Source organism: Sorangium sp. So ce295, assembly GCF_051527405.1.
Lineage (GTDB): Bacteria > Myxococcota_A > Polyangia > Polyangiales > Polyangiaceae > Sorangium > Sorangium cellulosum_B.
Window position 1 is genome coordinate 1,555,099 of record NZ_CP150324.1, and the last position, 13,007, is coordinate 1,568,105.

The 13,007-nt window shown below is 71.1% G+C and carries 9 protein-coding genes; 8 read left to right on the forward strand and 1 reads right to left on the reverse strand.

What is annotated here, in order from left to right; translation table 11 throughout:
* Window positions 1-416 precede the first annotated feature (416 nt).
* The 6 genes from WMF11_RS05835 (at window position 417) to WMF11_RS05860 (ending at window position 8,513) form a co-directional block, all read left to right on the forward strand.
* Window positions 417-2,669: a heparinase II/III domain-containing protein gene (locus WMF11_RS05835; RefSeq protein ID WP_437976728.1), complete on the forward strand. Its 2,253-nt coding sequence runs from the start codon at window positions 417-419 to the stop codon at window positions 2,667-2,669.
* Window position 2,670: 1 nt separating this feature from the next.
* Window positions 2,671-3,897: a glycoside hydrolase family 88/105 protein gene (locus WMF11_RS05840; protein WP_437976729.1), complete on the forward strand. Its 1,227-nt coding sequence runs from the start codon at window positions 2,671-2,673 to the stop codon at window positions 3,895-3,897.
* A gap of 236 nt (window positions 3,898-4,133) precedes the next feature.
* Entirely contained in the window at window positions 4,134-4,928 is a 795-nt protein-coding gene (locus tag WMF11_RS05845) for an ABC transporter ATP-binding protein (RefSeq protein WP_437907435.1), read from the forward strand.
* On the forward strand, window positions 4,925-6,046 hold the full coding sequence (locus tag WMF11_RS05850) for an efflux RND transporter periplasmic adaptor subunit (protein WP_437907436.1): 1,122 nt from the start codon (window positions 4,925-4,927) through the stop codon (window positions 6,044-6,046). The genes WMF11_RS05845 and WMF11_RS05850 overlap by 4 nt, the downstream gene beginning before the upstream one ends.
* The gene (locus WMF11_RS05855; RefSeq protein WP_437907437.1) at window positions 6,043-7,269 is read left to right on the forward strand and encodes an ABC transporter permease; all 1,227 of its coding nucleotides are present in this window, start codon (window positions 6,043-6,045) and stop codon (window positions 7,267-7,269) included. Before WMF11_RS05850 ends, WMF11_RS05855 begins: the two co-directional genes overlap by 4 nt.
* Window positions 7,266-8,513 (forward strand): ABC transporter permease, encoded by a 1,248-nt coding sequence (locus WMF11_RS05860; RefSeq protein WP_437976730.1) that lies wholly within the window; start codon window positions 7,266-7,268, stop codon window positions 8,511-8,513. The genes WMF11_RS05855 and WMF11_RS05860 overlap by 4 nt, the downstream gene beginning before the upstream one ends.
* A gap of 39 nt (window positions 8,514-8,552) precedes the next feature.
* Here the strand turns inward: WMF11_RS05860 and WMF11_RS05865 are convergent, their stop codons facing one another.
* Window positions 8,553-8,948 carry a PAS domain-containing protein gene (locus WMF11_RS05865; protein ID WP_437976731.1) on the reverse strand — a complete coding sequence of 132 codons (396 nt, stop codon included), beginning with the start codon at window positions 8,946-8,948 and terminating at the stop codon, window positions 8,553-8,555.
* Between the two features lie 435 nt (window positions 8,949-9,383).
* On the opposite strand from WMF11_RS05865, the gene WMF11_RS05870 reads away from it, so the two are divergent.
* Complete coding sequence (locus WMF11_RS05870; RefSeq protein WP_437976732.1) at window positions 9,384-11,216, forward strand: phosphoenolpyruvate carboxykinase (GTP); 1,833 nt, start codon at window positions 9,384-9,386, stop codon at window positions 11,214-11,216.
* A 9-nt stretch (window positions 11,217-11,225) separates the two neighbouring features.
* Window positions 11,226-12,845 carry an aspartate:alanine exchanger family transporter gene (locus WMF11_RS05875; RefSeq protein ID WP_437976733.1) on the forward strand — a complete coding sequence of 540 codons (1,620 nt, stop codon included), beginning with the start codon at window positions 11,226-11,228 and terminating at the stop codon, window positions 12,843-12,845.
* Window positions 12,846-13,007 lie beyond the last annotated feature (162 nt).

Genomic DNA, 13,007 nt, shown 5'->3' on the forward strand with positions numbered 1-13,007 from the left:
CGTGCTTTAAGAGCAGGCAGACGCCCGCGCAGGATCGCACCACCCTGCGCGATCGCGCCCCCTCACGCCGAGAAGGCCGCGAGCGCGCTCGACGCAGCCCGCGCCAGGCCATCGCAACAGGCACGGCTCAGCTCGCAGGACACGCTCCTCAGAGGCGCCTGCCGGGCTGATCCTGGCGGGCTCACAGAAGGTTCCTCCTCTCCCGCATTCCGCTCGCGACCGCATGTCGCCAGTGTTGTTCTCTCCGCTCTGGTCGGATCTTCCGGCGTGTCGGTGGCTGCCGAGACTGCCCATCGTGGACACGTGGTGATCGGCCCCACGGCAGCGAGAACTCGGGCGGCTCCAGGCCCGGGCGAGCTGATACGCTGCGCCTCACGCACCAGCTCGTCCCTCTGAGCCCTAGCCCCATCCCTTCCATGAAATCACGGTCTCACGGCTTTCCTCTCTCCCTTCCCACTCTCGCTCCGGCGCTCGCGTGCGCCGCGCTCGCGGCCGCGGGATGCGGCACGGACGCCCCCGGGCCGAGCGAGCCGCGGGACACCGGCGTCCATCCGCGGCTCCTCGCGCGCCCGGAGCACCGCGACCTCCTGCGCTCGCGCGTCGATCGCGAGCCCTACGCCTCGATCCTCGCCACCCTGAAGCGCCGCGCCGACCGCGCCTACGAGGAGGAGCCCGACCCCGCTTCATGGGACCACAAGACGAACGGCAACAACGCCTCGACCGCGCAGGCGAATGCCCTCCTCGCCTGGGCCTTCGAGGACCGGGCGGCGGCCGACAAGGCGCGCGAGTTCCTGCGCCGCCTGGAGACCGACTGGGACACGAACACGGTCCTCGACATGAACATCCGGATGGCGAGGATCCTCATGGGGTACACGAACACGTGGGACCTCCTGAGCGCCACGCCGTGGTTCCCCGACGAGGAGTCCGCCCAGGCAGAGAGCAAGATCACCGACATCACCGGACAATTTTTCGCCAAGTACCTCGAGCAGGATTTCTATCGAGATCTCCTGCTGCGCCCCGCGCAGAACAACCACCCGATCCGGACCGCCGACGCGCTCGGTTATGTGGCGCTCGCGTTCCCCGAGCACCCGGCGGCCGCGACCTGGTGGAACTGGTCGATCTCGGAGCTCGATTACCTCTGGAGTCCGGACGGCCAGTACGTGCAGCCCGACGGCGGGGCGTCCGAGGGCCCGTATTACTCCGGCTTCGCCTGGGGCCCGACGGCGGCGTTCTTCATCGCCCTCGACAACGCGCTCGAGGGCGAGGTGGCCTTCACCCGCGACTGCCGTACCCGCTCCGACGAGGACCCGTGGACCGGGCACGGCTGCGTCGACGGCGAGCAGGGCGCGCTGGAGGTCCCGCTGCGCGGCGGGCTCTTCACGAAGGCCGTCGACTGGTCGCTCTCGCTGCGCCTCCCCTGGGGCAGCCGGCCCCCGGTCGACGACGGCGTCTTCACCCCGTTCAACGGGAGCCCGCTGCTCACTTCTTTCGGCGGGAGCGGGGAGTACCTGTGGGACTGGGAGCAGAACCGCGACCCCCGGGCCATGGAGTTCGGCGCCGACCTCATCGCCCATCACCTGCTCTACGTCGACGACGCAGTGGCCCCCGAGGCGCCGCGCTTCCTCACGCGCTTCTTCCCTGACACCGGCCACGCGGTGTTCCGCTCGGACTGGGGCGACGACGCGCGCTGGCTCCTGCTGCTCGCGGAGCACGGCTCGGCGCGCAAGGCGATCCACGACCACGTGGACGGCACGTCGTTCTCCCTCGCGGCCTACGGAGAGTACCTGTTGATCGACGCCGGCTACTACAAGCCCGATTCGCTCGACAACGCCAAGACCAGCCAGTCGCCGTCGCACAACGTGATCCTCATCGACGGCCGATCCGCGCCCGACAAGGGGCTCTTCAACGATTTCGGCGACGCGGACGCCTTTCTCCGGAACACCCACGACGGCGACGCCGTCGACTACGCGGAGGCGCACCAGGACTACCAGGACACGCACGTCGAGCGATCGATGGCCTTCATCGACGGCCGCTACTTCGTGGTCGGCGACCGCCTCTCGACGTCGCACCCGGCGGCCCGCGCGCACGCGTGGCGGCTGCACGGCTACGCGGGGCTCACGTCCGGAGGCACCTTCGAGCTCCTCCCCGACGGCGGCCGATGGGAGCGGGCGCGGGCGGGCGTCGAGGCGCGCGTGCAGTCGACGTCGCCGGGGCTCGCCGTCGTGGAGCCGCCGTACACGCCGCTCACGGTGCCCCACGTCCACGAGTTCGAGGAGGACCGCAAGGCCGCCGACCACGCGGTCATCGACGCCACGGTGGAGGCCGAGGCGCCGGGGTTCCTGGCGGTGCTCCTGCCCTACAAGGTCGGCGTGGACGCGGGCCCCGACGCGCCGCTCCAGGCGGCGCCGATCGCGGCGGAGCCCGGGGTCGTCGCGTGGCAGATCGAGAGCGAAGGAGGGACCGACGTCGCGGTGCTGCGGAGCAAGGGAGCCCCGGAGGCGCTGGCGCTGCCTGGGGGTCAGGTCCTCGAGACCGACGCGGAGCTCGTCGTGCTGCGGATCGAGGGCGACCGGCCGTTCGCGCTGATGGCGAGGGGGACCAGGGTGCTCCTCGACGGGAGCCCCCGCGTCACCGCGCCCGACGCCACCAGCCTCGCCGTGGAGGAGTGAGATGCCCCCGAGAGCGCGCCCTCACCTGTCGCGCCGGTCGTCGCGCCTCCGCGCGCTGCTCGTCGCTGCCGCCGCGTGCGCCGCTGCGGCCGGCGGGTGCGCGGGGGAGCCGGGCGCCGGGCAGCCCGGCAGCTCCGGGGCGGAGTGCACGCCGACGTCACCGTCGGCGGAGGACGCGTTCGCGCGCGAGCGCGCACCCGACTCGGAGAGCATCACGCTGGCGCGCGCCATCGCCGACCGCTGGATCGCCGAGCACCCGGCGGAGTCGCTGCCGTGGGACTGGGGCGAGGGCACGGTCATGCTCTCGCTCGTCGAGCTGTACCGCGTCACGCAGCGCTCCCCGTACCGGGACTACTACCGGCGCTACCTCGACCGCCACATCGAGTACGGCTACGAGATCACGACAAGCGACCGCTGCCCGCCGGCCATGGCCGCGCTCGCGCTCCACGAGGAATCGTGCGCGGCCCCCTATGCGAAGGTCGTCGACGACGTGCTCCGCTACCTCTACGAGGAAGCCCGCCGGACGGAGCAGGGCGGCATCAACCACCTCGGCGTGTCGCCGCTGTTCGAGCCCAGCCTCTGGGTCGACTCGCTGTTCATGTTCGGCAACGTGCTCGTCCGCGCCGGCGAGCGCTCGGGCGAGGCGCGTCCGCTCGACGAATTCTCGAATCAATTCCAGATCTTCGCGTCACTCCTCCAGGACGAGCCCGGGCTCTTCCGGCACGCGTACGACTGGGCGGCGCCGCAGGATCCGGACGTGTACTGGGCGCGCGGCAACGGCTGGGTCACGGCGGCCGGGTACGAGTACCTCCGCGTGCGCGCGGCGCGCGGCGAGCGCGACGACGCCGTCGCCGGGGCGCTCGAGCGGCAGGTCGCGGCGGTCCTGGGCGCGCAGGACCAGGACAGCGGCCTGTGGTGGACCCTCATGAACCGCCCGGGCGAGATCTACCTGGAGACGAGCGCGACGGCCCTCTTCGCCGCCGGGCTCGCGCGCGGGCTGCGCCACGGCTTCCTCGACGCCTCGGTGCGCCCCGCGATCGACCGCGCCATGGCGGGCGTGCGCTCGCGCATCGAGGAGGACGGCTCCGGGCGGCCGGTGGTGACCGGAATCTCCGGGCCCACGACGGTGGGAAAGCTCGAGGATTACGCGGCGGTCGAGCTCCGCGACGATCTCTCGTACGGCGTCGGGGCCGTGATCCTGGCGCTCGTCGAAACGTCCGGGCTGTAGCGCTGCCAGCGCCACGCTTGCCGTGGCCTCGGCGCGCGACCGCCGCGCTCCTGCGCCGCGGTTGCCTTGCTGCTGCGCTTCGCCTACGCCTCAGCGCGTCCGCCGGCCTTCGCGACGCGATGGCCGGAGCGACGAGAGCGGCGCACCCTGGTGCGTCACGCGCGGGTCAGGCGAACCGGGCTCGCGCGGGTCGCGGCCGTCCCTGTGGATGGCGCAGGCCACCGCCGAGGACCCTCATGTCTGCACTCGTGAAGCTCGACGCGATCACCAAGGTCTACTGGATGGGCGAGGTGGAGGTGCAGGCGCTCCGCGGCGTCTCCCTGGAGCTCTCGCGGGGCGAGATGGTCGCCATCATGGGCGCCTCGGGGTCGGGCAAATCGACGACCCTGAACGTCATCGGCACGCTCGACCGCCCCACCGGCGGCCGTTACCTCCTCGACGACGAGCCGGTCGAGGAGCTCGACGAGGTCGAGCTGGCCCAGCTCCGCAACCGCAAGATCGGGTTCGTCTTCCAGTCGTTCAACCTCCTGCCGCGCGACACCGCCCTCGCGAACGTCGAGCTGCCCATGGTCTACGCCGGCGTCCGGCCGTCCGACCGGCGGGCGCGGGCCGCGCGGGCGCTCGCGCGCGTCGGCCTCGAGGACCGGGCGCACCACCTGCCGAACCAGCTGTCCGGCGGCCAGCAGCAGCGCGTCGCGATCGCCCGCGCGATCGTCAACGAGCCGCCGCTCCTCCTCGCGGACGAGCCGACCGGCGCGCTCGACTCCGCCACCACCGGGCAGGTCATGGAGCTCTTCTGCGCGCTGCACGCGCAGGGGATGACGGTCGTCGTCGTGACCCACGACCGCTCGATCGCCGACTACGCCACGCGCGTCGTCACCTTCAGGGACGGCGCCATCGTCGAGGACACCGGCCCCCGCGGCCGGCGCGTGGACGTCTCGTCGCCGGTTCCTGGACCGTCGTCGCCGGTTCCTGGACCGCCGTCGTCGGTTCCTGGACCGTCGTCGTCCCCTCCTGGAGGCCTCTCGTGAGCGCCCGGCGCAAGCGGCGCCTCTGGCCGTGGCTCGTCGGCGCGCTGGCGCTCGCCGGGGGCGGCGCCGCCGTCCTCGCGAAGGCCGGCGGCGGCCCCGCGCCCATCGACCCCGCGCTCGTCGTGACCGCGAAGCGCGGCGACCTCGCCGTCGAGATCCTCGAGACCGGGCGCATCGAGGCCCGCGAGCAGGTCGAGCTCAAGTCCAAGGTCGCGGGCCAGGTCGCCGAGGTGCTCGCGGACGAGGGCGCCCGGGTCCGGAAGGACGAGCTGCTGCTCGTGCTCGACCCGACCGACTACGAGCGCGAGGTCGCCCGCGCCGAGGCCGAGCTCGCCCGGGCCAGGGCCGCCGCGGGCTTCGCCAAGCGCGTGGTCGCGCAGCGGACCGCCGGCGTCGAGGCCAGCGTCGTCCCCGCGCAGGAGCTCGACGTGGCCAAGCACGACCTCACCGAGAAGACCGTCGCCATCCGGCTCGCCGAGGTCGCGCTCAGCGCCGCCAGGGACCAGCTCCGGTACACGAAGATCGCCTCGCCCCTCGACGGCACCGTCATCCAGCGCAACATCGAGCCCGGCGAGGTCGTCACGCCGGGCGTGCAGTCGACCTTCAACGGCAAGGCGCTGCTCACCGTGGCCGATCTCTCGACGCTCGTGGTCAAGGTGGACCTCAACCAGATCGACGTGGCCAAGGTCGCGCTCGGCCAGACGGCGACCCTGACGCTCGACGCCTTGCCCGGCAAGACGTACGCGGCCAGGGTCACCAAGATCGCGCCCGCCTCGGTGAAGCTCGAGGGCCGCGAGGTCGACGTCTTCCCGGTCGAGGCCGAGCTCACCCAGATCGACGGCCTCATCAAGCCCGGCATGACGGCCGACGTGCGCATCCGGCTCGACAGCAGGCCGGGCGTGGTCTCGCTGCCCATCGAGGCCGTCGCCGACGAGGGCGGCAAGCAGCTCGTCACGCGCGTGGTCGACGGCCCCGACGGCAAGCAGACGACCGAGAAGGTCGAGGTCGCGCTCGGCGCGCGCAACGATCGCGACGTCGAGATCGTGAACGGCGTCCCGGAGGGGGCCCGCGTGCTCATCAACCCGCCCTCGGCGGCCGCGAACGAGACGAAGATGTGAGGTGGTCCGCCTACCTCGCGATCGCCGCGAAGGCCCTCTCGGCGCACAAGCTGCGGTCGCTCCTGACCGTCCTCAGCATCACGCTGGGCGCCTTCGCCATCGTGCTCATGACCTCGCTCGCGGAGGGCGGCCTGCTCACGATGGCCCGCGGCATCGAGCAGCTCGGCGGGGCGCGGCTCATCCTCGTCGTCCCGAAGGCGCCGGAGCGCGCCGAGCGGAAGAAGACGATGTACGTCACCGGCTTCACCCGCCGGGATCGCGATCGGCTCGCGCGCGGCGTCCCTCACGTCGCCGAGCACACGATGTACGCCATGCTCGGCTCGCGCGACGTCACCTCCGACGAGGGCAAGGAGGATCGCACCGACTTCGTCGCGGCCGACAGCGGCTTCCTCGCCGCCTTCCGGATGCCCGTCGCGCGCGGCCGGACGTTCACCGACGAGGAGGACCGCCGCCGCGCCCGGGTCTGCGTCGCCGGCCCGAAGCTCGCGGCGCGGCTCTGGCGCGGCGATCCGATCGGCCGGTGGGTGACGGTCGGGGCCCTGCGCTGCCGGGTCATCGGCGTGCTGGCCGACGCCGATCGGATGGGCGTCAACTTCGGCTTCAGCTGGGTCGACCTGCTCGTCGCCCCGCTCGACACGGCGGCGGACGTCGAGAAGGCGGTGAGCGCCTCGGCGCTGCTCGTCATCAAGACCGATGACGTCCGCAACAACGATCCGGTGAAGCGCATCGTCAACGCGCTCCTCGTCGATCGCCACCACGGCGTCGACGACTTCACCCTCCTCGATTTCAGCGGCATCATGGAGAAATTCGAGGCCATGTTGTCCACGATGAAGGCGATCGTCGGCCTCATCGCGGGCGTCGCGCTGCTCATCGGCGGCGTGGGCGTGATGAACATGATGCTCGTGAGCGTGTCCGAGCGCGTGCGTGAGATCGGCATCCGCAAGGCGCTCGGGGCGTCGCCGCGCGACATCAGCGCGCAGTTCCTGGCCGAGGCGGCGCTGCTCTCGGGCTTCGGCGGCCTGCTCGGGGTCGCCGGCGGCGCCGCCGCGGCCGAGCTCGCCTCATTGATCATCCGCCGCTTCACGCCGAGCTGGGTCGGCGCGGTCTCCACGCCGGCGGTGGTCGCGGCGCTGCTCGTCTCCTCCGGCGTGGGCGTTGTCTTCGGGTGGCTGCCGGCCCAGCGCGCGGGCCGGCTCGACCCCGTGGCGGCGATGCGGCGATGAGGCTCGACGATCTCCTCCACTCGACGCGCGCCGTGGTCGCCGACCGGACGCGCGCCGCGCTCACGCTGCTCGGCATCATCATCGGCACCGGCTCGATCGTGCTGCTCGCCTCGCTCCTCGCGGGCGGCGAGGAGGCGCTCCTCCGGGCGAGCGAGCAGGCCGTGGAGGCCGACCTCATCCAGGTCCACCCCGCCGAGGTGAGCGTGAACGACCGGCGCCGCACCCGGCGCGATCTCTCTCGGGACGACGCCCGCGCGCTCGCCGCGTCGCGCGCCCTTGGCGGCGCCTCGACCCTGAGCGAGTCGGTGCGCCCGACCGAGGCCCGGGCCGGCGCCAAGAAGAAGCGGATCTCCCTCGTCAGCGCCGTGCCGGCGGCGCCGGCCCTCTACGACCTGGAGCTCGCGGCGGGCCGGTTCCTCGCCGAGGCGGATCTCGCGGCGCGGCGGCGCGTGTGTGTCGTCGGCCACGAGGTCTGGGCCGAGCTCTTCGGCGGCCCTCCGGCGCGGGTCGGGCAGGCCGAGCCCCTCCACATGACGGCCGACGGCCACGTGTGGACGGTCGTCGGCGTGCTCCAGGACCGGTCGAGCTTCAGCTCCACGGACGACACGAGCATCTGGAACCGCAAGGTCCTCGTCCCGGAGACCACCTACGACGCGCTCTACGCGCCGTCGCACAGGACCGACCGCCTGTACGTCCGGCAGGATCCGCTCGTCACGGTCCGGACGCCGCTCGCCGCGCTCCGCGGCGTCATCGACGCGACGCTCCTGCGCCGCCATCACGGGGTCAAAAACTTCAGGATCGAGGACAAGGACAGCCACAGCCAGGAGCGGCTCGTCCTCGACATCATCAAGATGCTGCTGCTCAGCACCGGCGTTGTCGCGCTGATCGTGGGGGGCATCAACATCATGAACATCATGCTGGTGACCGTGACCGAGCGGACGCGGGAGATCGGCATCCGCCGCGCGGTCGGGGCCTCGCCGCGCGCGATCCTGCTGCAGTTCCTGTGCGAGGCGGCGGCCGTCTCGCTGCTCGGCGGCGTGCTCGGCGTGCTCTCGGGGCTCGCCCTCTCCTGGCTCGCCAGCGCGCTGCTCGCGCAGATGGTCGGCCGCTGGGCGTTCCAGGTCGAGCCCTGGTCGCTCTTCCTCGGCCTCGGCCTCTCGGTCACGATCGGCGTGGTCTTCGGCTTCTACCCCGCCTGGCGCGCCTCGCGGCTCGACCCGATCGAGGCCCTCCGCTCGGAGTAGCGCCGGCCGGCGGCGCGACGCCGGCGCGGTCCACGCCGGTCAACCTCGGATGAACACCCAGACCGCATCGTCCTGCTGTCGCGCGGCCGCCTTGTAGAACAGCGAGACGTCGACGTGCCGTGTCTTGTGAGGGAAGTGGAACACGAAGCCGAAGGTGGCCTTGAGCTCCCGGTGCTCGACCCCGGCCAGGAAGCGGCCGTGGAACTCTTTCACGCGGCTGCAGGGCGCGATGTCGGTGAAGAAGTTTTTCCCTATCACGTCCTGACGATTCCGGCGCGCCTGACGTTCCTCGTAGAGGTTGTAGGAGAGCACCGTGCCCTCGCGATCCAGCCGGATGATCCCGAAGGGCTGCGCGTCCAGGCCGCGTTCATCCAGGTCGAACACCCCGATATCGAACTCGAACTCACCGGCTGTGGACTGCTCCTCCGAACCCATCCAAGAACCTCCCGACGTGCGCTGCCCCCGATAGACGCTCGCCAGGGTAGGGGACGCCGCGGAGCGTGACAATCCGGCGCGACCGCATCGCGTCGTCGGGAAGGGGAGGGGGGCCGCCCGGGGCCGAGCCGTCCTTCCAGCGCGCTCGCCGTGATCTCGGCCGCGCCTCGCGCGCGAGGCGCGGCCGAGATCACGGCGAGCGCTGCATGGGTCGAATGAACCGGCGCGGATTCTGCGCACTCGGCGCAGCAGGAGCGCTGCTCGCGCGAGCGCGGGGGGAGGCGACGCGGGGCACGGCGAGGTCCATCACCCCTGCGAGCTGGCGGTACGCGTCATGCATCTGGCTCGGGCGTGACGCCTCGCATGTCGAGCTTGCCGGCGTTGAATTCTTGAGAACTGGTCTGTCGTGAGTCAGGTCGCAGAGGGAGTTCGATCATGTCCAGCATTCCGACCCGTCATCCGCAGCTCCTCGCCTGGGTCAGCGAGATGGTCGCCTTGTGCAAGCCGGAGTCTGTCCGTACCTGCGACGGCAGCGAGGCAGAGAACACGGAGCTGATCGCGGCCATGCTGAAGAGCGGCACGCTGCTCCGCCTGAACCCGGAGAAGCGGCCCAACAGCTACCTGAGCCGGTCGGACCCGCGGGACGTCGCGCGCGTCGAGTCCCGCACCTTCATCTGCTCGCTGAACCCGAATGACGCCGGGCCCACGAACAACTGGATGGCGCCGGCCGAGATGAAGGCCAAGCTGAACGGGCTGTTCGACGGCTGCATGCGAGGCCGGACCATGTACGTGGTGCCGTTCAGCATGGGGCCACTCGGCTCGGAGATCGCCCACATCGGCGTGCAGATCACCGATTCGCCCTATGTCGTGGTCAGCATGCGTATCATGACGCGCATGGGGAAGGGGGCCCTCGACGTGCTCGGCGACAGCGGGCGCTTCGTCAAGTGCTTGCATTCGGTCGGCGTGCCCCTGCAGCCCGGGCAGCAGGACGTCGCGTGGCCGTGCAACCCCGAGAACACCTACGTCACGCACTTCCCTGAGGAGCGCACCATCATCTCCTTCGGGAGCGGCTACGGCGGCAACGCGCTGCTCGGGAAGAAGTGTTTTGCTCTGCGCATCGCCTCGGTCATGGGGCGCGACGGGGGGTGGCTCGCCGAGCACATGTTGATCATGGGAGTTCAGGAGCCGAGCGGCGCCAAGACGTACGTTTGCGCGGCGTTCCCGAGCGCGTGCGGCAAGACGAACTTCGCCATGATGGTCCCTCCCGAGACGCTCTCGGGATACAAGATCTCGACGGTCGGCGACGACATCGCGTGGCTGAAGCCGGGCCCGGACGGCAAGGTGTACGCCATCAACCCCGAGGCGGGCTTCTTCGGCGTGGCCCCGGGGACGAACGAGGTGACGAACCCCAACGCGATGGCGGCGATCAGCCGTAACACGATCTTCACCAACGTGGCGTTGACGGACGACGGCGACGTGTGGTGGGAGGGCATGACCAGGACCCCGCCGGCCCACCTGATCGACTGGCGCGGGCAGGACTGGACGCCCGACGCGGGGCGCCCCGCTGCCCACCCGAACGCCCGCTTCACCGCGCCGCTCGTGCAGTGCCCGTCGGTGGACCCGCGCTGGGACGACCCCAAGGGGGTGCCGGTGAGCGCGTTCATCTTCGGCGGTCGCATGAGCAAAGAGATGCCGCTCGTGTTCCAGGCGTTCAACTGGAGCCACGGCGTGTACCTCGCGGCCACGATGGGCTCCGAGGCGACCGCCGCCTCCGTGGGCCAGGCGGCGATGCGCCGCGATCCGATGGCGATGCTGCCCTTCTGTGGTTACAACATGGCGGACTACTTCTCGCACTGGCTCAACTTCGGCCGCAAGCTGCCGAACCCGCCGCGCATCTTCCGCGTGAACTGGTTCCGCAAGGACGAGCAGGGCCGCTTCGTCTGGCCCGGGTTCGGCGAGAACACGCGCGTGCTGTCGTGGATCCTGGCGCGGGTGCACGGGCAAGGATACGGCGTGGAGAGCCCCTTGGGCTGGATGCCTCGCCACGACGATCTGCCGTGGGAGGGCTTGAGCTTCTCGGAGGATACGTTCTACGATCTGATGAGCATCTCGCGCGACGCGGCGGCGGCGGAGGTCCGTCTTCATGAGGAGCTGTTCGACATGTTCCTGGATCGACTGCCGAAGGAGTTCGTGTTCGAGCGAGAGCTGCTCAAGTCGCGGCTGTGGCGGAGCCCGGCGCGGTGGGAGCTCGCGCACGATCCGACGTGAAGCCACATCATGACCGGGCTGGTTGAGCTCCTCGCGAGAGAAGAGCTGCTCCTGCTCTTCACCGTCATCCTGCTCGGGCTGGCGCTTGGCCGGCTGGAATATCGCGGCTTGCGGCTCGGGATGGCCGGCGTCCTGTTCGCGGGCCTGGGGCTCAGCGCCTGGCTGCACCCTCTGGGAGAGCTGGAGCTCGCGCCGCAGATCAAGGAGCTCGGGCTGCTGCTGTTCGTGTACTGTGTCGGCCTGACCAGCGGTCCCGGCTTCTTCGCCGCGTGGCGCAGCCGCGGTCTGGGGATGAACCTGGCGTGCGCCGCGGCGCTCGCCTGGGGGGCGCTGCTCGCGTGTGTCGCGGGCTGGCTCTTCGGGTTGAACCGCGCGCAGATCGCCGGCCTGTTCTGCGGGGCCCTGACCAATACACCGGCGCTCGGCGCCGTCAGCGGCCGGCTCTCCGGCACCGCGCTCGAGGCGATCCCCGCGCTCGCCTACTCGCTGACCTACCCGGTGGGTGTGCTGGGGGCGCTCCTGCTCGGACGTGGCTTCGCGAAGTGGCGCCGCGACGAGCTCGCCGGCGAGGTCGCGCGGCAAGCCGCGTCGCGCGCCGCGATCGAGTCGAGGAGCGTCGAGGTCACGAACCCCCGCGCGCTGGGACATTCGATCGGGGAGCTGCGCGTGCGCGACGAGTTCGGGGTCGTGGTCTCCCGCCTTCGGCGTGGTGAGGTCGACTCGGTCCCGAACAAGTACACGGTGCTTCACGCGGGGGACGTGATCACGGTGGTCGGCACCCTGGCGTCGATTCAATCCGCCATCGAGTTCTTCGGGAGGGTCGCGAGCGAGCGTCTGGAGCTGCGCCGCGACAGGGTCGACATGCGCCGGGTCCTGGTCTCGAAGCGCGAGTTCGTCGGGCTCACGCTGGGGGAGCTCGACCTCGCGCGTCGCTTCAACGCCCAGGTGACGCGCCTGCGCCGGGCCGACCTCGACTTGATCCCCTCCGACGAGCTCCGCCTGGAGCTGGGGGACCGCCTTCGCGTGGTGGCGCCCGTCGAGCGCCTGGGCGAGCTGAGCCGTTTCCTCGGCGACTCGGAGCGCGAGATCGATGTCGATTACGTCGCGCTGGCGGTGGGCCTCTGCGTCGGCCTGCTGCTGGCGCGGGTGCCCATCCCTCTCTTCGGTACGTCCATCACGCTGGGGACCGCCGGAGGGCCGCTCGTGGCCGCGCTGATCTTCGGTCGCCTCGGGCGGACAGGCAAGCTGATGTGGGCGCTGCCGTACGAGGCGAACCTGAGCCTGCGAGAGATCGGGCTGCTCCTGTTCCTGGCGGGGGTCGGCGTGAACGCGGGGGGCAAGCTCGCGGGGTTGATGAACCGGGAGGGCCTGGCCATCATCGCGATCGGCGCCTGCGTGACGGTGACGACGAGCGCGCTGGCGTTGGTCCTGATGCGGCGCTGGGGCGGGGCGGGCGTCGTGGCGGCGCTCGGAGGCACGAGCGGCATGCAGACCCAGCCGGCCACGCTGGCGGCGGCCTTCGAGCTGTCCCAGCGCTCCGAGGAGACGTATGTCGCGTACGCGCTTGTGTATCCGCTGGCGATGATCGGCAAGATCCTCATTGCGCAGCTGCTCGCCGTGCTGGCCTGAGCTCGTCCCTCGACGACGCGTCGTCCGCGCGCGGCGCGCCGGGGCGCGACGTGAGAAGATTCACAGGGAGACGGGGAGTTGAATCCCACTCATCTCCCCGTCTCCCCGCCTCCCTGTTCAATTCTTTCTCTCTAAGAACGCCAACAATCGAAGGGATCTGTC

Bases quoted from the DNA above. Each gene is read 5' to 3' on its own strand.
- WMF11_RS05835 (WP_437976728.1), top strand. From the start codon at position 417: ATGAAATCACGGTCTCACGGCTTTCCTCTCTCCCTTCCCACTCTCGCT.
- WMF11_RS05840 (WP_437976729.1), top strand. From the start codon at position 2,671: ATGCCCCCGAGAGCGCGCCCTCACCTGTCGCGCCGGTCGTCGCGCCTC.
- WMF11_RS05845 (WP_437907435.1), top strand. From the start codon at position 4,134: ATGTCTGCACTCGTGAAGCTCGACGCGATCACCAAGGTCTACTGGATG.
- WMF11_RS05860 (WP_437976730.1), top strand. From the start codon at position 7,266: ATGAGGCTCGACGATCTCCTCCACTCGACGCGCGCCGTGGTCGCCGAC.
- WMF11_RS05865 (WP_437976731.1), bottom strand. From the start codon at position 8,948: ATGGGTTCGGAGGAGCAGTCCACAGCCGGTGAGTTCGAGTTCGATATC.
- WMF11_RS05870 (WP_437976732.1), top strand. From the start codon at position 9,384: ATGTCCAGCATTCCGACCCGTCATCCGCAGCTCCTCGCCTGGGTCAGC.
- WMF11_RS05875 (WP_437976733.1), top strand. From the start codon at position 11,226: ATGACCGGGCTGGTTGAGCTCCTCGCGAGAGAAGAGCTGCTCCTGCTC.